Genomic DNA, 17,830 nt, shown 5'->3' with positions numbered 1-17,830 from the left:
GCGCTGCACAGCCTGGGCAAGGCCGAGGAAGTGGGCGGGCTTACCTACCTCAACTCGCTGGCCCAGTACGTGCCCAGCGCCGGCAACATCCGGCGCTATGCGGAGATCGTTCGCGAACGGGCCATCCTGCGCAAATTGGTCAGTGCCTCCGACGAGATTTCTACTGCCGCCTTCAACCCCAAGGGCAAGGCGGTCGAGAAGATCCTGGACGAAGCCGAGCAGAGGATCTTCGCCATCGGCGAGGAAGGCTCGCGGATGAAGGAGGGCTTCCAGGACATGGGCTCTCTGGTGGTCGAACTCCTGGACCGGGTCCAGGAGATGGCCGACAACCCCAATGACATCACCGGGGTGCCCACCGGCTTCTACGACCTTGACCGAATGACGTCCGGTCTGCAGGCCGGCGACCTGATCATCCTGGCAGCGCGTCCCTCCATGGGGAAGACCTCGCTGGCCATCAACATCGCCGAGCATGTGGCGCTCCATGAAGAATTGCCGGTGGCGGTGTTCTCGATGGAAATGGGGGCCTCTCAGCTGGCGGTGCGTATCGTCGGCTCGATCGGCCGGATTGACCAGGGCCACCTGCGCACGGGCAAGCTCAGTGACGAAGAGTGGCCCCGCCTGACCGAGGCGATCGAAAAGCTGCGCAACATCCAGCTGCACATCGACGAGACCCCGGGCCTGACCGTGAGTCAGTTGCGGGCCAACGCCCGGCGCCTGGCGCGCAGGTGCGGCGGCAAACTCGGCCTGATCGTGGTCGACTACCTGCAACTCATGAGCGTGTCCGGCAGCATGAGCGACGAGAACCGCGCCACCGCGGTGGGCGAGATTTCCCGAGGACTCAAGATGCTGGCCAAGGAACTGGGCTGCCCGGTGATCGCGCTGTCGCAGCTGTCTCGTGGCGTGGAGGCGCGCACCGACAAGCGGCCGATGATGTCCGACCTGCGCGAGTCGGGCGCCATTGAGCAAGACGCCGACGTCATCATGTTCATCTACCGCGATGACTACTACAACAAGGACTCCAAGGAGCCTGGGGTTGCCGAAGTGATCATCAGCAAGCAGCGTAACGGCCCGACTGGGACCGCCAAGCTCGCCTTCCTCAAGCCCCTGACCAAGTTCGAGTCCCTCGCCGGCGGCGGTGGTGGAGGCGACTACTTCTGAGTCAGTTGGCAGCGCCTGCGTGCAGACAAAGAAAAAGGGCCGGTGACGGCCCTTTTTTGTGCGTGGATGGGGCGCGCTCTCAGAGCACTTCGGAGGCGAAATCAGCCAACCTCGACCGCTCGCCGCGCGCGAGGGTGATGTGGCCGCTGTGCGGCCAGCCCTTGAACTTGTCGACCGCGAAAGTCAAACCCGAGGATCCCTCGGTGAGGTAGGGGGTGTCGATCTGCGCCAGATTGCCCATGCAGACGATCTTGGTGCCCGGGCCGGCGCGGGTGATCAGCGTCTTCATCTGCTTGGGCGTGAGGTTCTGCGCCTCATCGATGATCAGGTACTTGTTCAGGAAGGTCCGCCCGCGCATGAAGTTCATGCTCTTGATCTTGATGCGGCTGCGAATCAGCTCGTTGGTGGCGGCCCGGCCCCACTCCCCGGCGCCGGTGTCTGTCTTGGCCAGCACCTCGAGGTTGTCGTCGAGGGCACCCATCCAGGGGCCCATCTTTTCTTCCTCGGTGCCGGGAAGAAAGCCGATGTCCTCGCCCACGCTGACCGTGGCGCGGGTCATGATGATCTCGGTGTAACGGCGGTCGTCGAGCACCTGGGTGAGCCCTGCGGCCAGGGCCATCAGCGTCTTGCCCGTTCCGGCCGTCCCGGTGAGGGTGACGAAGTCGACATCCGGGTCCATCAGCAGGTTCATCGCGAAGTTCTGTTCGCGGTTGCGGGTGGTCACGCCCCAGACGGCGTTCTTGAGGTGCCCATAGTCCTTGAGGGTCTTGAGGACCGCCGTCTTGCCGCGGATCTCAGTCACCCGGGCATAGAGGCTGGGCTCGCCCGGCGCTTCGAAGTAGACGAATTGATTGATCAGCAAGGCCGGTACCACAGGGCCAGCGATACGGTAGAAGGTATGGCTGCCTGACTGCCAGCTCTCGACCGTCTTGCCGTGCTTGGCCCAGAAGTCGGGCGGCAGGGCCAGCGATCCGGCGTAGAGCAGGTCCAGGTCGTCGATGGTCTTGTCGTTTCGATAGTCCTCGGTGGCCAGGCCCAGGGCCCGGGCCTTGACCCGCATGTTGATGTCCTTGGACACCAGCACCACCTCGCGCCCCGGTTGCTGTTCGCGCAGGGCCTGGACCACGCCCAGGATCTGATTGTCGGCCTTGCCCTGGGGCAGGCTGGCCGGCAGCGGATTGGCCAGGGCCTGGGTCTGGAAAAACAGGTTGCCGCCGGCCTCGGCGTGGCCGATCGAGGCCAGCTTGAGCCCGCTCGCAATGTCGGCGCCCGGAGGCGCTGCCAGGGCATCCAGTGAGCGGCTGGCTTGGCGTGCGTTGCGTGCGACCTCGGTCATGCCCTTCTTGTGGCCGTCGAGCTCTTCCAGCACGATCATGGGCAGGAAGATGTCGTGTTCCTCAAAGCGGAACAGACTCATCGGGTCGTGCATCAGGACATTGGTGTCGAGCACGAAGAGCTTGGTCGGGGTGTTTGTCCGGCCGGCGGCCTTGCGGGGCTTGGCCGGTGCGGCAGCGTCGGAGGCTGCAGTTCCCCGGCGCCGGCCGCCTCCCGCTGCTTCTCGCCTTTGAACTTGGGCCGTGTGGACCGGTTCGGCCACAGCCAGTTCCTCGGTGTCGGCCAACAAGGCAGCCTCGGTGTCATGGCCGGCGACGGAGACCGCCCGCTCGACATCGTCGATCTGCGGGAGTGGGGGAATCGGACTGTCCCCGGCTGCCGCTGCCGAGGATTTGCGGCTGGCCCGGTGTGGCGTCCGCGCCGGGGCGTCATAGGCATCCAGTGGGAGGAGGGCGGCGCGTTTGGTGGGAGCGGGGGGCAGCGGCATAGGGTGGAAAAAATCCCTGGGAAGGGCTAGGACAATAAAAAAGCCGCCGGGCGGGCCGGGCGGCTGTGGCATTCGGGGGCAGCGAGGGCGACGGCAGGCGTCAATTCCAACGACATGAGCCCATTATGCATAGACCGTGTGACAGGTGGGTCCGGTGGCCCAGACACCTGCCTGCTGCGGCCACTGGCCGGGTCAGGCGGACTTCTTGAGGAGCTTGACCGCCTTGAGAACCTCATCCACGTGGCCGGGAACCTTCAGGCCCCGCCATTCCTGCTTGAGCAAACCGTCGGCCCCCACCAGGAAGGTCGAGCGCTCGATGCCCTTGACCTTCTTGCCGTACATGATCTTGTTCTTAACCACGCCGAACATGTGGCACATCTTTTCTTCGGTGTCGGCGATCAGCTCGAAGGGCAGCTCAAGCTTGGCCTTGAAATCGTCGTGGGACTTCATGTTGTCGCGCGAGACACCGAAGACAATGGCGCCCGCTTTGACGAAGTCTTTGTACTTGTCGCGAAACTGCATGGCCTCTGTGGTGCAGCCCGGCGTGTTGTCCTTAGGGTAAAAGTACAGCACCGTCACTTGGCCCAGGTGGGAGGTGTTCGAGACCTTGAGGCCACCGGTGGCGTTCGCTTCGAATTCGGGGATGGGTTTGTTGACAACGATCGCCATGGTGAATTCTCGTGTGACAGGGGGCTTTTCGGGACGCCGCGAGCGGGGGGCCTGGGAGCCCCGGGACTTTCGGCAGCCCCCGATTTTAACCGAAATGACCTGCGTGCCGTCCGGAGATTGGCGCGACTCAGGACTGTGGTGGTTCCACCAGCAGGGCCGCGGCGACCCGACGGCCTTCCTGGGCCAGGATGTTGTAGGTCCGGCAAGCCGCTGCGGTGTCCATGGTCTCGAGCCCGATTCGTCGGGCGGCCAGCGGCGCCAGCCAGGCCAGCCGGGGAAAACGGATCCTGCTTCCACTGCCAAAAATCAGCACTTCGACGTCCAGCGCTGCCAGTTGCTCGAAATGCAGAGGCCCCAGGTCCTCGAAGCGAGGCCCGGCCCAGGCGACGGGCTCCCCGTGCGACAGCACGATCACGCTGTGCGCGATGCGCGCGCCGTCGACCGCCACCCAGCCAGGGCCGTGGCCGGTGAGGGTGGGTACGCTGGAGCGGTCAGGCTGGAGCTTCATGGGTGTTCAACTGTGGTCAAATTATAGGTTTTCACCTGCGCGCAACGCCCCGGAGAAGGCCTTGAAGACCATCCAGAAATCGGCCAAGCTGGCCAACGTCCTCTACGACATTCGCGGTCCCATCATGGACGCCGCCCGTCGCATGGAGGAGGAGGGTCACAAGATCATCAAGCTCAATATCGGCAACCTCGCTGTGTTCGGCTTCGATGCGCCCGAGGAAATCCAGCAGGACATGATCCGCAACTTGCCTAACTCGGCGGGCTATTCGGACAGCAAGGGTATTTTCGCAGCCCGCAAGGCGGTCATGCACCGCACCCAGGAGCAGGGGATCAAGGGCGTTACCCTGGACGACATTTACCTGGGCAACGGCGCCAGCGAACTCATTGCCATGGCCACCAACGGTCTGCTCAATGACGGCGACGAACTGCTGCTGCCTGCTCCCGACTACCCGCTGTGGACCGCAGTCACTACCCTATCGGGCGGCAAGCCGGTGCATTACCTGTGCGACGAAGCCAATGGCTGGATGCCAGACCTCGACGACATCCGCAAAAAGATCACGCCTCGGACCAAGGGTATCGTGGTCATCAACCCGAATAACCCGACCGGCGCCCTGTATTCCGAGGCGCTGCTTCGCGAGATCGTGGCCCTTGCCCGCCGGCATGGGTTGGTGATTCTGGCCGACGAGGTCTACGACAAGGTGCTCTACGACGAGGTGCGTCACACCGCGATCGCCAGCCTCTCTGAGGACGTGCTCACCCTGACCTTCAACTCCTTGTCCAAGAGCTATCGCTCCTGCGGCTACCGGGCAGGTTGGCTGGTGGTCTCAGGCGACAAGAAGGCTGCGTCCGACTACATCGAGGGCCTCAACATGCTCTCGAACATGCGTCTGTGCGCCAACGTGCCCGGCCAGTGGGCGATCCAGACTGCGCTGGGCGGCTATCAGAGCATCGACGACTTGGTCAAGCCGGGGGGGCGCCTGCGCCGCCAGCGTGACCTCGCCTACGAGCTGATCACCGCCATTCCCGGTGTCAGTTGTGTCAAACCGCAGGCAGCCCTGTACATGTTCCCCCGCCTCGATCCTGCGGTCTACCCGATCCAGGACGACCGGCAGTTCTTCCTCGAGCTGTTGCAGGAGACCCGGGTGATGCTGGTGCAGGGCACGGGCTTCAACTGGGCGTCGCCTGACCATTTCCGTATCGTCTTCCTTCCCCATGAAGACGATCTGCGCGAGGCTGTCCACCGCATCGCGCGCTTCCTTGAGCAGTATCGCAACCGTCACAGCAAGCCATGAAACCCATTCAAGTCGGCCTCCTTGGCATCGGCACCGTCGGCAGCGGCGTCTTCAACGTTCTTCAGCGCAATCAGGCCGAAATCATGCGCCGTGCCGGTCGCGGCATCGAAGTGGCCATGGTGGCCGACCTCGACACGGCCCGCGCGCAGCAGGTGGTAGGCAGCCAGGCTCAGGTGGTCAACGATGCCCGCGCTGTGATTGCCAACCCCGAGATCGACATCGTCATTGAGCTGATTGGCGGCTACGGCATCGCCCGCCAGCTGGTGATGGAGGCCATCGAGGCCGGCAAGCATGTCGTCACTGCCAACAAGGCGCTGCTGGCGGTGCACGGTACCGAGATCTTCGCCGCCGCGCACAAAAAAGGCGTGATGGTGGCCTTCGAGGCGGCCGTCGCTGGCGGTATTCCCATCATCAAGGCCCTGCGCGAGGGCCTGACCGCCAACCGCCTGCAGTGGCTGGCCGGCATCATCAACGGCACCACCAACTTCATCCTCTCTGAGATGCGGGACAAGGGGCTGGACTTTGCGGTGGTGCTCAAGGAGGCCCAGCGCTTGGGCTACGCCGAAACCGACCCGACCTTCGACATCGAGGGCGTGGACGCGGCCCACAAAGCCACCATCATGTCCGCGATCGCCTTCGGCATCCCGGTGCAGTTCGACAAGGCTTATGTCGAAGGAATCACCCAGTTAGCGGCGCAGGACATCCGCTATGCCGAGCAACTGGGCTACCGCATCAAGCTTTTGGGCATCACCAAGCGCACTGACAAGGGCATCGAGCTGCGGGTCCACCCCAGCCTGGTACCGGCCAAGCGCCTGCTGGCCAATGTCGAGGGCGCGATGAACGCGGTCATGGTCCACGGGGACGCCGTCGGCACCACGCTTTACTACGGCAAGGGTGCGGGCAGCGAGCCCACCGCCAGTGCGGTGATCGCCGACCTGGTGGACATTACCCGCCTGCACACCAGCGACCCGGCTCACCGGGTGCCGCATCTGGCCTTCCAGCCTGACCAGATGTCCGACCAGCCCGTGCTGCCGATGGCCGAGGTGGTGACCAGCTACTACCTGCGCCTGCGCGTGGCCGACCAGACCGGCGTGCTCGCCGAGGTCACGGGGCTTCTGGCGGGTGCCGGCATCAGCATCGACGCGGTGCTCCAGCGCGAAGCCGGTGAGGGCGAGAAGCAGACCGACCTCATCATCCTGACCCATGACGCCCGTGAGGGCACGATGAACGAGGTGCTGGCGCGCTTGCAAGCCTTGCCCACGGTGCTGGCCCCCATCACCCGCATCCGCAAGGAAGAACTCGCCTGATGCTGTACCTGTCGACCCGCGGCCACCCGGACCGCAAACGTTTTTGCGAGATCCTGCTCGAAGGTTTGGCGCCCGATGGCGGCCTGTACCTGCCCGAGCGCTACCCGCAGGTCGACGGCGCCACCTTGGCGCGCTGGCGCAGCCTGCCGTATGCCGACCTGGCCTTTGAAATTCTCTCGCTTTACATCGACGACATTCCGGCAGACGACCTTCGGACCCTGTGTCGCAAGACCTACACCGCGCAAGTCTTTGGCACCACCGAGATCGTGCCCTTGCGCAAGCTCGAGGACGGCGTCTACCTGGAAGCCCTGTCCAACGGCCCGACGCTGGCCTTCAAAGACATGGCCATGCAACTGCTTGGCAACCTGTTCGAGTACGAGCTGGCCCGCCGAGGAGAAGAGCTGAACATCTTGGGCGCCACCTCCGGCGACACCGGCAGTGCCGCCGAATACGCGATGAAGGGCAAGAAGGGCATACGCGTCTTCATGACGTCGCCGCACGGCCGCATGAGCCCCTTTCAACAGGCGCAGATGTTCAGCCTGCAGGAAGCCAACATTCACAACATCGCGATCGAGGGCGTGTTCGACGATTGCCAGGATATCGTCAAGGCGGTCTCCAACGACCTGACCTTCAAGCGCCAGTGGCGCATCGGCACCGTCAACTCGATCAACTGGGCCCGTCTGGTGGCGCAGGTGGTGTACTACTTCGCCGGGTATTTTCAAGCGACGCAGTCGAACGAACAAAAGGTGAGCTTCGCCGTACCCTCCGGCAACTTCGGCAACATCTGCGCCGGTCATGTCGCCCGCATGATGGGGTTGCCCGTCGAGCGTCTGGTGGCGGCCACCAACGAGAACGATGTTCTCGACGAATTTTTCCGTACCGGCACCTACCGGGTGCGCGGCAGCGCCGACACCTTCGAGACCTCCAGCCCCTCGATGGACATCTCGAAGGCGAGCAACTTCGAGCGTTTCGTCTTTGACCTGCTCGGCCGCGACGGTGAGCGCACTCGCCAGTTGTTCGGGCCCGAACTGGCCGCCAAGGGCCAGTTCTCCCTGGCCGCAGAAGTGGCCCAGGCCTGGGGTCGCTACGGCTTTGCCAGCGGCAAGAGCACCCATGACAACCGCCTCGTCACCATCCGGGACACCTTCGAGCGTTTTGGCACCCTCATCGACACCCATACCGCTGATGGCGTGAAGGTGGCGCGTGAGCAAATGCAGCCCGGCGTGCCGATGATCGTGCTCGAGACCGCTTTGCCCATCAAGTTCGCTTCGACCATCGTCGAGGCTTTGGGCCGCGAGCCGGAGCGGCCCGCCGGCTTTGAGGGCATCGAGCAGTTGCCCAAGCGGGTGCAGGTGATGCCGGCCGATGTCGACGGCATCAAGCGCTACATCACCCAGCACTGCGCCTGAACGGTACCGCCCGCAGGTACTGCTTCGGGTAGGCCGGCGTCTCGCCCAGTGCCTCGGCCGCCTGCAGCGGCCAGTAGGGGTTGCGCAGAAGCTCCCGGCCGACCAGCACCAGGTCGGCCTGGCCCTCGGCCAGGATGGCCTCGGCCTGCGCAGGCTCGGTGATCATGCCGACCGCGGCTACCGGGATCCCGGCTTCCCGCCGCACGCGCTGCGCGAAAGGTACCTGGTAGCCAGGGCCAACCGGGATCTTGGCTTGCGAACTGCTGCCGCCGCTGGAGATGTCCACCAGGTCGACCCCCGACTGCTTGAGGACCCGGCACAGTTCTACCGTCTGCTCGATATCCCACCCACCGTCGACCCAGTCGGTCGCGGATAGGCGCACGAGCAGGGGCAGGCGCTCCGGCCAGGCCGAACGCACGGCCCCCACAACCTCCCGAACCAATCGGGTGCGGTGCTCGAAGCTGCCGCCCCAGCGGTCCTCACGCTGGTTCGACAAGGGCGACATGAACTGGTGCAGTAGGTAGCCGTGCGCGCCATGGATTTCGACCGCCTCGAAGCCAGCCTCCAGTGCTCGCCGGGCGGAAGCGGCAAAGCCGTCGATCACCGCGGCGATGCCGGCTTCGTCCAGTTCGGCAGGGGTCGGGAAGGCAGGGCTAAACGCCAGGGCTGAGGGCGCGACCGGTGTCCAGCCGCCCTCGGATATCTCCAGACCGCGTTGCGGCTCCCAGCCCAGGGACAGGCTGCCCTTTCGCCCGGCGTGGGCCAGCTGGATCGCAGGCACGCAGCCTTTGGAACGGGCTTGCCTGGCAATGTGCGCCAATCCCTCGATCTGGCTCTCTCGCCACAGTCCGAGGTCGCCGGGGCTGATGCGGCCCTCCGCCGCGATAGCCGTCGCTTCGACGATCAGCAAGCCGGCCCCTCCTGTGGCCCGGGCGCCGTAATGCACTCGATGCCAGTCGGTCACATGGCCGTCCAGCGCGGAGTACTGGCACATGGGCGAGACGCCTATGCGGTTGGGAAGATGGACCTCACGCAGGGACAGGCCCTGGAACAGCAAACTCACGGGTGCACTCCTTCTCGCATTTTCCTGGACGTGGGGGCCCGTTTTCTGGACGCGTCACAATGCGCGGGATGATAGCTTCCACTCCTGACCCCCAATCTTCGCGTCAGGCCTCGCGTCCCGCCCTGCGGCCTCTGGACGATGCCCTGGCCGAACTCTTGGCGCAGGCCCAGCCCCTGGGCCGCACTGAGACGGTCCCGCTCGTCGAGGCCGACCGCCGCATTCTGGCCCACGACCTGGTCTCGCCGCTGCAGGTGCCGCCTCACGACAACAGCGCAATGGATGGTTATGCCCTCCGGGCTGCCGACGCCGCCGCAGCCGGTGCGGTGCTGCCAGTCAGCCAGCGCATTCCAGCCGGTACGGCGCCCCAGCCCTTGGCGCTTGGCACGGCAGCCCGCATCTTCACCGGCGCACCCCTGCCCCCCGGTGCCGATACGGTGGTGATGCAGGAGGAAACAGAGCCGGCAGCAGAAGGCGCGATTCGGTTCATCAAGGCGCCCCACAAGGGACAGAATGTTCGCTACAGCGGCGAAGACATACAGCAGGGCGCCATGGTGCTGCGCGCAGGTGACCGCATCGGACCCGCGGCGCTGGGCCTGGCGGCCAGCATTGGCCTTGACCGGCTGCCTGTCGCAGCTCGGCCCCGGGTGGCGCTGCTGTCGACGGGCGACGAGCTGGTCATGCCTGGCACCGTGCCGCCGGAACAAATGCCCGCTGGCGCGATCTACAACAGCAATCGCTTCTTCCTGCGCCGCCTTCTGGAACGTGCGGGCTGCGAGGTCAGCGACTTGGGCAACGTCCCCGATACACGAGCCGCCACCGTCCAGGCCTTGAGCGAGGCGGCCGCGGGCCACGATCTGGTACTGGCCAGCGGTGGCGTGTCGGTGGGGGAGGAGGACCATCTGCGCCCCGCCGTCCAGGCCCTGGGCCGGCTGGACCTGTGGCAGGTGGCGATCAAGCCGGGCAAGCCCTTTGCCTATGGGCAGATCGGCGCCACGCACGTGATGGGCCTGCCAGGCAACCCGGTCTCCAGCTTCGTGACTTTTCTGGTGCTGGCCCGCCCCTTTGTGCTGCGGCTTCAGGGCGCCACGGACTTGGCGGTCCCCGCAAATCAGTTCATCGCCGGCTTTGACTGGCCCCGCCCGGACAAACGGCGCGAATTCCTGCGGGTGCGGCGTAACGCCGAGGGCACCCTGGACCTGTTCCCCAACCAGGGCTCGGGTGTGCTCACCTCCCTGGCCTGGGCCGATGGCCTGGTGGACAACCCTCCGGGCCAGCCCATCGCGCGAGGTGACCGAGTGCGCTTCATCGCGCTGGAGGACTTGCTGTGATGGAGCTTCGGGTGCTTTATTTCGCTTCAGTCCGGGAAGTCCTCGGCCATGGTGAAACCGTGTCGACCGACGCCGCCACCCTGGGCGACTTGCGTAGCGAGCTGATCGCGCGAGGCGGCCCCCATGCCCTGGCCCTGGGTCGCCATCAGCCGCTGCGCATGGCCCTGGGCCAGGTTCTTTGCGATGAGGCCACGGCCTTGCGTCCGGACGCCGAGGTGGCTTTTTTCCCGCCCGTGACGGGGGGCTGAGCATGCAGGACGCCAATGTCGGCGCAGGCCGCATCCACATCGCCATCCAAACAGAGGATTTCGACCTCTCCGCCGAGGTCGCGGCCCTGCGCGCAGCTGACCCTGGTGTGGGCGCAGTCTGCGCCTTTGTCGGGACGGTGCGCGACCGCAACGATGGGCAGGCGGTGCGCGCCATGACGCTCGAGCATTACCCGGGCATGACCGAAAAGGCGATCCGGGAGATGGCGGAGGCGGTGCAACGCCGCTTCGGCGTCCGGTCCGTCACGGTGATCCACCGTGTCGGGCCGCTGTCGATGCAAGACCAGATCGTGCTGGTGGCTTTGAGCGCCGCCCACCGGGGCGAGGCCTTCCAGGCCTGCGAGTGCCTGATGGACTTCCTCAAGACCCGGGCGCCGTTCTGGAAGAAGGAGCAGACGCCCGAGGGCGCGCGCTGGGTCGACGCCCGCGTGAGCGATGACGCGGCGCTGGCGCGCTGGGGCATCGCCTCATCGAACGGGTAGGGTCGCCGCGCGATCTGGGTGATCGCAAGCGTGCGCCACCGCCGGCCGGACCTCGACGTCGAACCCGCTTCCCAGCGCCATCCCCGCCAGCTGCGCGGACAGCCAGTGCAGCAGCGCGCGGACACGTGGCAACTCGGCCCGGCTCGCGGGCACCATCGCCTTGAGCCACAGGTCCGGCAGGTGCATGGCCGGCAGCACCTCCACCAGCCGTCCGTCCCTCAGACCCGGGGTAATGAGGTAGTCGGCCAGCAGCGCGATGGATACGCATATGGCCCTCCAGCGTTCCGTCGTCGCGGGCCATGCCGTCCAGCGTGTCGTCCATCTGCCGCACCAGCTGCCGCACCACCGGCAGGTAGCGCTCGCCCACGTCGGTCAGCGACAGCCGGCGCGTCGAGCGGGCGAATAGCGGCGCGCGGATGCGCCACTCCAGCTGGTCCACGCGCTTGGTGATCACCGAGGTCGCGACACCGGCCTGGTGGGCCGCCTGCGAGAAGCTGCCGGATTCGGCTACGGAAACGAAGGCGCGCAGGTTGGCTAGGGTGTCCATGGTCTGGCTCGATTCGAGAAAACTGATAGCTTGAATCGACGTATTGTTATGTGAGTCGCGATCAATTAGATTCTCGCCAATCCCTATCCCAAGGGTTCTGAGGAGACGACAAGTGATCGACGTGAAGCTGCCGGAGACCGGCAACCCGAAACCACCCGCCCGGGTGCCGTACAAGCGCATTGCCACTGAGGAGGCCTTCGCGCCGCCGGAGATGCTGGACATCTACCGCCGCATCTGCGAGCGCGGCGACTGCGATGCCGGCTTCAAGGGCCTGATGGGGTTCTACATGACCAGCCCGAGCGAGCGGGCACAGCACATCATGCGTTGCCTCGTCGACATGGACGATCTGCGCCTGCAGCACATGGACGAGGCCGGGATCGACGTTGCCGTGATGGCGCTGACCTCGCCCGGCGTGCAGGTGATGGACACGCCCACCGCAGTCTCGTTCGCGCGCACGGCCAACGACTTCCTGGCCGACGCCATCCGCCGCCATCCCACTCGTTTTGCGGGCATGCTGGCGGTGGCCCCGCAAGACCCGGCCGCCGCCGCCAGGGAGATCGAGCGCGGCGTGCGCGAGTTGGGCATCCATGCGGTGGTGATCAATTCGCACACGAATGGCGAGTACCTGTCCGACCCGAAGTTCTGGGACATCTTCGCCGCCGCCGAGGCCATGGATGCCCCCATCTACTTGCATCCCAACTCCTTGCCACCGGGCATGTACGAGCCCTTCGCCGCGGCGGGGCTGGACGGGGCCATCTACGGCTTCGCTGTGGAGACGGGTCTTCACGCGCTACGCATCATCACCGCCGGGGTGTTCGACCGCTTCCCCAGGCTGCAGATGATCCTGGGGCACATGGGCGAGGCGCTGCCGTACTGGGCCTACAGGCTGGACTACATGCATGGCGCCACAGTGCGCTCGCAACGCTACGAGAGCGTCAAGCCGCTACGCCAGCGCCCCAGCGACTACCTGCGCCAGAACTTCACCATCACCAATAGCGGGGTGGCCTGGCCGCACGCGATCAAGTTCGCCCAAGGGTTCATGGGGATGGACCGCGTGATGTACGCCATGGATTATCCCTACCAGTACGTGCCGGACGAGGTGAACATCCTCGACGGTATGGACTTGTCGCTGGAGAACAAGACGAAGTTCTTCCAGACCAACGCCGAGCGCGTGTTCAAGCTCCGCTGAGACGCGGCAGGCACGCAAGCCCAAGAGCCCACCGAGAACCGAGGAGACATCCGTGCGTCATCATTTCACCCGCCGCGCCAGCCTGGCCGCCATCGGCGCCGCGATCGGCACCGTCATTGCCGCTCCCTCCGCCTGGTCCCAGGCCCCGGCCTGGCCCACCCAGTCCGTGAGGATCATCGTCCCGTTCACCCCCGGCACCGGCATGGACACCATTGCCCGCACCGTGCAGCCGCGCCTGTCGCAGGCCCTGGGCCAGCCGGTGGTGGTTGTGAACCAGCCCGGCGCCAGCGGGAACATCGGGGCCGACGCGGTGGCCAAGTCCACCGACGGCCACACCATCCTCATGGGCGCCAACACCATGCTGATGGCGTCGCAGATGTACAAGAACGTGCCGTTCGACCCGCAAAAGGATTTCCAGCCCGTGTCCATGGCGGCCTGGGGCACGCTGATGCTGGTGGCCAACCCGAAGACGGGCCTGAAATCCATGGACAACCTGATCAAGGCGGTGACGGCGAAGCCGGGCGGCATCAGCTTCGGATCGCCCGGCGTGGGCACGCCGCACCACATGGCGATGGAGCTGTTCAAGGCGCGCACCGGCACCTTCATGCTGCACGTTCCGTACCGCGGTACCGCCGGCTACCAGCAGGACCTGCTGTCCGGCGAGGTCAACGTAGGCTTCCTACCTGTGCACATTGCCGCCGGCTTGGTCAAGGCCGGCCGCCTCAACGCGCTGGCGGTGGGCAGCCCCAAGCGCCACCCGGTGGCGCCCGATGTGGCCACCTTCGAGGAGCTGGGCGTCAAGGGCGTGGAGGTGGACCTGTGGTACGCCTTCTTCCTGCCAGCCAAGGCGCCCCAGGGCGTCACCGCGCGCCTGAATAGCGAACTGGTGGCCATCCTTAAGCAGCCCGAGGTCAACGAGGTGCTGGGCAAGGGTGGCATGGACGCAGCCTCGTCCACCCCGAGCGAACTGGGCGCCATTGCCGCCCGGGACTACCCCCGCTGGGGCGAGGTGATCCGGCGCAACAACATCACCGCCGATTAAGTCGGCTTGATCCTGGTCAAGGCGGGCCGCGTCGGACCGCCTTGAAATACCTCGCATGGGCCCCAAGTTGCGCTTCAACCCAGGGAATCCACCATGCGACTCGACAAACTCACGACCAAGTTCCAGGAAGCCCTGTCCGAGGCCCAGTCGCTCGCGCTGGCGAACGACCACGCCTACATCGAACCTGAGCATTTGCTGGTGGCCATGCTGCGCCAGGAGGACGGCCCACAGGCCCTGTTGCAGCGGGCGGGCGTGAACGTGCCTGCCCTGCTGGCAAGCGCAGAGGCCGCCATGCACAAGCGGCCCCAAGTCCAGGGGCAGGAGCAGGTTCAGGTGGGACGGGAGTTGGTGGGCCTGCTGCAGGCCGCCGAGAAGGAAGGCCTCAAGCGCGGCGACCAGTTCATCGCCAGCGAGCTGTTCTTGTTGGCGCTGGCCGACGCCAAGTCCGACCTGGCCCGCATCGCCCGCGAGAATGGCCTCTCGCGGAAGGCCTTTGCCACCGCCGTCGAAGCAGTTCGGGGCGGTCAGAAGGTCGATAGTGCCGAGGCCGAGGGTCAGCGTGAATCTCTCAAGAAATACTGCATGGACCTCACCGAGCGCGCCCGCCAGGGCAAGCTCGACCCGGTGATCGGCCGCGACGACGAGATTCGCCGGGCCATCCAGGTGCTGCAGCGGCGCACCAAGAACAACCCCGTCCTCATTGGCGAGCCAGGGGTGGGCAAAACGGCCATCGTCGAAGGCCTGGCCCAGCGGATCGTCGCCGGCGAGGTGCCGGAGTCCCTCAAGAACAAGCGTGTGCTGTCCCTGGACATGGCCGCTTTGCTGGCAGGTGCCAAGTTCCGGGGCGAGTTCGAGGAGCGCCTGAAAAACGTGCTCAGCGAATTGGCCAAGGATGAGGGCCAGACCATTGTCTTCATCGACGAACTCCACACCATGGTGGGTGCCGGCAAGGCCGAAGGTGCGATGGACGCCGGCAATATGCTCAAGCCGGCCCTGGCCCGTGGCGAGCTGCACTGCGTGGGCGCCACCACTTTGAACGAGTACCGCAAGTACATCGAGAAGGACGCGGCCCTCGAGCGGCGCTTCCAGAAGATTCTGGTGGGTGAGCCGACCGTGGAGGCGACCATCGCCATCCTGCGCGGTTTGCAGGAGAAGTACGAGGTCCACCACGGCGTCGAGATCACCGACCCGGCCATCGTCGCCGCCGCCGAGCTCTCGCACCGCTACATCACCGACCGCTTCCTGCCGGACAAGGCCATCGACCTCATCGATGAAGCGGCGTCCAAGATCAAGATCGAGATCGACTCCAAGCCCGAGGTGATGGACAAGCTCGACCGCCGCCTGATCCAGCTGCAGATCGAGCGCGAAGCCGTTCGCAAGGAGACCGACGAGTCCTCCAAAAAGCGCCTCTCCCTGATCGAGGAAGAGATCATCAAGCTGCGCAAGGAACTGGCGGATCTCGAAGAGATCTGGAAGTCCGAAAAGGCCCAGGCGCAGGGCAGCGCCCAGATCAAGGAGGAGATTGACCGCCTGCGCCAGCAGATCGAGGGCCTCACCCGCAAGGGTGACTTCAACAAGGTCGCCGAGTTGCAGTACGGGCGTCTGCCCGAGCTGGAGAAGCGCCATAAGGACGCCCAGGCCCAGGAGACCGGTAAGTCCGCCGCCGGCAGGCCGCAGCTGCTGCGCACCCAGGTGGGCGCGGAGGAGATTGCCGAGGTGGTGGCGCGAGCCACCGGCATCCCGGTGTCCAAGCTGATGCAGGGTGAGCGCGAGAAGCTCTTGCACATGGAGGATCGCCTGCACCAGCGGGTGGTCGGCCAGGACGAGGCAATTTCTGCTGTGGCCAATGCGATCCGGCGCTCGCGCTCGGGCCTGTCAGACCCCAACCGGCCGACCGGTTCCTTCCTGTTCCTGGGCCCTACCGGCGTCGGCAAGACCGAGCTGTGCATGGCGCTGGCCAATTTTCTCTTCGACAGCGAAGAGCAAATGATTCGCATCGACATGAGCGAGTTCATGGAAAAGCACTCGGTCGCCCGCTTGATCGGCGCGCCACCCGGCTATGTGGGCTACGAGGAGGGCGGCTACCTCACCGAAGCGGTCCGCCGCAAGCCTTACAGCGTGATCCTCCTTGACGAGGTGGAGAAGGCCCACCCGGATGTTTTCAATGTGCTCCTGCAGGTGCTCGACGATGGCCGCCTGACCGACGGCCAGGGCCGCACCGTGGACTTCAAGAATGCAGTGATCGTCATGACCAGCAATATCGGATCGCACATGATCCAGTCCATGGTGGGCAAGCCCTACGAGGAGGTGAAAGACGCGGTCTGGGGCGAGCTGAAGAACCACTTCCGTCCAGAGTTCCTCAACCGGATCGATGAGACGGTGGTGTTCCACGGGCTCGATGCCCAGCATATCGCCCGCATCGGACGCATCCAGCTGGGGACGTTGCAGCAGCGTCTGGCACGGATGGATCTGCAGCTCAAGGTCTCTGATGCGGCGCTGGAGGAGTTGGCCAAGGTCGGCTTCGACCCGGTGTTTGGCGCGCGCCCGCTCAAGCGAGCCATCCAGCAGCGGATCGAGAACCCGCTCTCGCGTCTCATCCTCGAGGGCAAGTTCCCGCCCAAGAGCGAAATCGAGGTGAAGGTTGACCCGGTGCGTGAGCCCGGTGTCTTCCACTTCGGCGCGGCCAAGGAGCTGGCAGGCTGAGCCGCAGCCAAATCGTCAAGACCCGTCCTGGGTAGCCGGGAGTCGCCAAGGTCGGTTGTTGCCCGCTGGCCTTTAGCCGGACGCGCCCAGCCCCGAGACCGATTTGAACTGTGCGTACAGCTTTTGCATGCCCCCGAGCCAGCGGTCATAGGCGGAGGCCTTGGCCTGAATGTACTCGGCGACCTGCGGGTGGGGCAGGGCCAGGAAGCGGCCCTCCTGCAGTGCAGCAACGGCCTCCTCAGCCACGTCCTCCGGGGGCAACACGCCGTTGAGCCCCGCAGATCCCGCGCCAGCGCGTGTCATCTCGGTGTCGACCGCCTGAGGGCACAGGCAGGCCACCTGAACACCCTGGCGCCCGTAGGCGATCCGCAGCCACTCGGCAAAGCCAACGGCGGCGTGCTTGGTCACCCCATAGGGCGCTGACTCGACGATGTTAAGGAGGCCCGCTGCCGAGGCCGTGACCACGAAGCCACCGCTGCCTCGCGCCACCATCTCGGGGACCACTGCGCGCGCCGCCCACACATGGGCCATGACGTGGATGTCCCACATCCGGTTCCACAGCGCGTCGTCGAGCTCGATGCCTCCTTGGCGACCGATGATGCCGGCGTTGGAAAAGAAGAGGTCGATGGGGCCGAAGCGAGCTCTCGTCGAGGCCACCAGCGCCTGGACGTCGCTTTCCCGGCCGACGTCACAGCCAATGGCCAGCGCAACGCCGCCACCTGGGTCACCCAGGCTGGCGTTGATGTCGTCCGCAACCGCTTGGGCGCGGGCGAGGTCGATGTCGGCCACGGCGACGCCGCGCACCCCGCCTTGCGCCAGACGCCGGGCCAGGGCTGCGCCGATGCCGCTACCGCCTCCGGTGACTACCGCCACCTTGCCTGTGATGTCCATCTGTCGTCTCCTTTGAATCGATCGGGCTGTCGCAGCCTCGGCCACCCGCGCAGGGCGCGTTGACCCATCTCGCAGACAGGCGGCCGACCTTCTGTCAGGCCCCGTCTCGCCCGTGTCGAATCCTAATTCGACTCGCCCGCAGGCGGGGCGCACCT

16 protein-coding genes and 1 pseudogene are annotated in these 17,830 nt (G+C 65.6%); 10 read left to right on the top strand and 7 right to left on the bottom strand.

All coding sequences use genetic code 11. The features are described 5' to 3' along the window. Positions 1 to 1,158, top strand: a 1,158-nt coding sequence (gene dnaB, locus QE494_RS03960) for a replicative DNA helicase (RefSeq protein WP_300041601.1), incomplete at its 5' end; no start/stop codon positions are given. Positions 1,159 to 1,237: 79 nt separating this feature from the next. Here the strand turns inward: dnaB and QE494_RS03955 are convergent. From QE494_RS03955 to QE494_RS03945, 3 genes are all read right to left on the bottom strand, one after another. After that, the gene (locus QE494_RS03955) at positions 1,238 to 2,980 is read right to left on the bottom strand and encodes a PhoH family protein (RefSeq protein WP_300041600.1); all 1,743 of its coding nucleotides are present in this window, start codon (positions 2,978 to 2,980) and stop codon (positions 1,238 to 1,240) included. Positions 2,981 to 3,172: 192 nt separating this feature from the next. Next, entirely contained in the window at positions 3,173 to 3,649 is a 477-nt protein-coding gene (locus QE494_RS03950) for a peroxiredoxin (protein ID WP_300041599.1), read from the bottom strand. A 127-nt stretch (positions 3,650 to 3,776) separates the two neighbouring features. Then, on the bottom strand, positions 3,777 to 4,157 hold the full coding sequence (locus QE494_RS03945; protein WP_300041598.1) for an Mth938-like domain-containing protein: 381 nt from the start codon (positions 4,155 to 4,157) through the stop codon (positions 3,777 to 3,779). A 61-nt stretch (positions 4,158 to 4,218) separates the two neighbouring features. Here QE494_RS03945 and QE494_RS03940 point away from each other — a divergent pair, with 61 nt between their 5' ends. Genes QE494_RS03940 through thrC form a run of 3 tightly spaced genes read left to right on the top strand, consistent with a single transcriptional unit; the run spans position 4,219 to position 8,164 of the window. Then, the gene (locus QE494_RS03940) at positions 4,219 to 5,448 is read left to right on the top strand and encodes a pyridoxal phosphate-dependent aminotransferase (protein WP_300041597.1); all 1,230 of its coding nucleotides are present in this window, start codon (positions 4,219 to 4,221) and stop codon (positions 5,446 to 5,448) included. Then, positions 5,445 to 6,755 (top strand): homoserine dehydrogenase, encoded by a 1,311-nt coding sequence (locus QE494_RS03935; protein WP_300041596.1) that lies wholly within the window; start codon positions 5,445 to 5,447, stop codon positions 6,753 to 6,755. Before QE494_RS03940 ends, QE494_RS03935 begins: the two co-directional genes overlap by 4 nt. Further along, positions 6,755 to 8,164, top strand: a complete 1,410-nt coding sequence (gene thrC, locus QE494_RS03930) for a threonine synthase (RefSeq protein ID WP_300041595.1) — start codon at positions 6,755 to 6,757, stop codon at positions 8,162 to 8,164. The genes QE494_RS03935 and thrC overlap by 1 nt, the downstream gene beginning before the upstream one ends. Here thrC and QE494_RS03925 read toward each other — a convergent pair. After that, positions 8,145 to 9,227: an NADH:flavin oxidoreductase/NADH oxidase gene (locus QE494_RS03925; RefSeq protein WP_300041594.1), complete on the bottom strand. Its 1,083-nt coding sequence runs from the start codon at positions 9,225 to 9,227 to the stop codon at positions 8,145 to 8,147. The two genes, thrC and QE494_RS03925, sit on opposite strands and share 20 nt — an antisense overlap. Before the next feature lie 68 nt (positions 9,228 to 9,295). Here QE494_RS03925 and glp point away from each other — a divergent pair, with 68 nt between their 5' ends. From glp to QE494_RS03910, 3 genes are read left to right on the top strand one after another with little or no spacing between them, the layout of a single operon-like run. Continuing rightward, the gene (gene glp / locus QE494_RS03920; protein WP_300041593.1) at positions 9,296 to 10,555 is read left to right on the top strand and encodes a gephyrin-like molybdotransferase Glp; all 1,260 of its coding nucleotides are present in this window, start codon (positions 9,296 to 9,298) and stop codon (positions 10,553 to 10,555) included. Beyond that, on the top strand, positions 10,555 to 10,803 hold the full coding sequence (locus tag QE494_RS03915) for a MoaD/ThiS family protein (protein ID WP_300041592.1): 249 nt from the start codon (positions 10,555 to 10,557) through the stop codon (positions 10,801 to 10,803). The genes glp and QE494_RS03915 overlap by 1 nt, the downstream gene beginning before the upstream one ends. A 2-nt stretch (positions 10,804 to 10,805) precedes the next feature. Further along, entirely contained in the window at positions 10,806 to 11,303 is a 498-nt protein-coding gene (locus tag QE494_RS03910; RefSeq protein WP_300041591.1) for a molybdenum cofactor biosynthesis protein MoaE, read from the top strand. Here the strand turns inward: QE494_RS03910 and QE494_RS03905 are convergent. Then, the gene (locus QE494_RS03905; RefSeq protein WP_300041590.1) at positions 11,289 to 11,489 is read right to left on the bottom strand and encodes a hypothetical protein; all 201 of its coding nucleotides are present in this window, start codon (positions 11,487 to 11,489) and stop codon (positions 11,289 to 11,291) included. The two genes, QE494_RS03910 and QE494_RS03905, sit on opposite strands and share 15 nt — an antisense overlap. Positions 11,490 to 11,673: 184 nt before the next feature. Next, a pseudogene (locus QE494_RS18450) lies at positions 11,674 to 11,850 on the bottom strand (LysR family transcriptional regulator); the annotation flags it as partial. 112 nt (positions 11,851 to 11,962) lie between these two features. Here QE494_RS18450 and QE494_RS03900 point away from each other — a divergent pair. From QE494_RS03900 to clpB, 3 genes are all read left to right on the top strand, one after another. Then, positions 11,963 to 13,039 (top strand): amidohydrolase family protein, encoded by a 1,077-nt coding sequence (locus QE494_RS03900; RefSeq protein ID WP_300041589.1) that lies wholly within the window; start codon positions 11,963 to 11,965, stop codon positions 13,037 to 13,039. A 52-nt stretch (positions 13,040 to 13,091) separates the two neighbouring features. After that, complete coding sequence (locus QE494_RS03895) at positions 13,092 to 14,081, top strand: tripartite tricarboxylate transporter substrate binding protein (RefSeq protein WP_300041588.1); 990 nt, start codon at positions 13,092 to 13,094, stop codon at positions 14,079 to 14,081. Positions 14,082 to 14,174: 93 nt separating this feature from the next. Then, the gene (gene clpB / locus QE494_RS03890) at positions 14,175 to 16,784 is read left to right on the top strand and encodes an ATP-dependent chaperone ClpB (RefSeq protein ID WP_300041587.1); all 2,610 of its coding nucleotides are present in this window, start codon (positions 14,175 to 14,177) and stop codon (positions 16,782 to 16,784) included. A gap of 72 nt (positions 16,785 to 16,856) precedes the next feature. Here the strand turns inward: clpB and QE494_RS03885 are convergent, their stop codons facing one another. After that, positions 16,857 to 17,675: an SDR family oxidoreductase gene (locus tag QE494_RS03885; protein ID WP_300041586.1), complete on the bottom strand. Its 819-nt coding sequence runs from the start codon at positions 17,673 to 17,675 to the stop codon at positions 16,857 to 16,859. Positions 17,676 to 17,830: the final 155 nt, after the last annotated feature.

The organism is Ramlibacter sp., from assembly GCF_029866045.1.
In the GTDB taxonomy this organism is placed as follows: domain Bacteria; phylum Pseudomonadota; class Gammaproteobacteria; order Burkholderiales; family Burkholderiaceae_C; genus Ramlibacter.
Note: the sequence above shows the minus strand (reverse complement) of the source record. Positions and strands in the feature narration are given on the sequence as shown.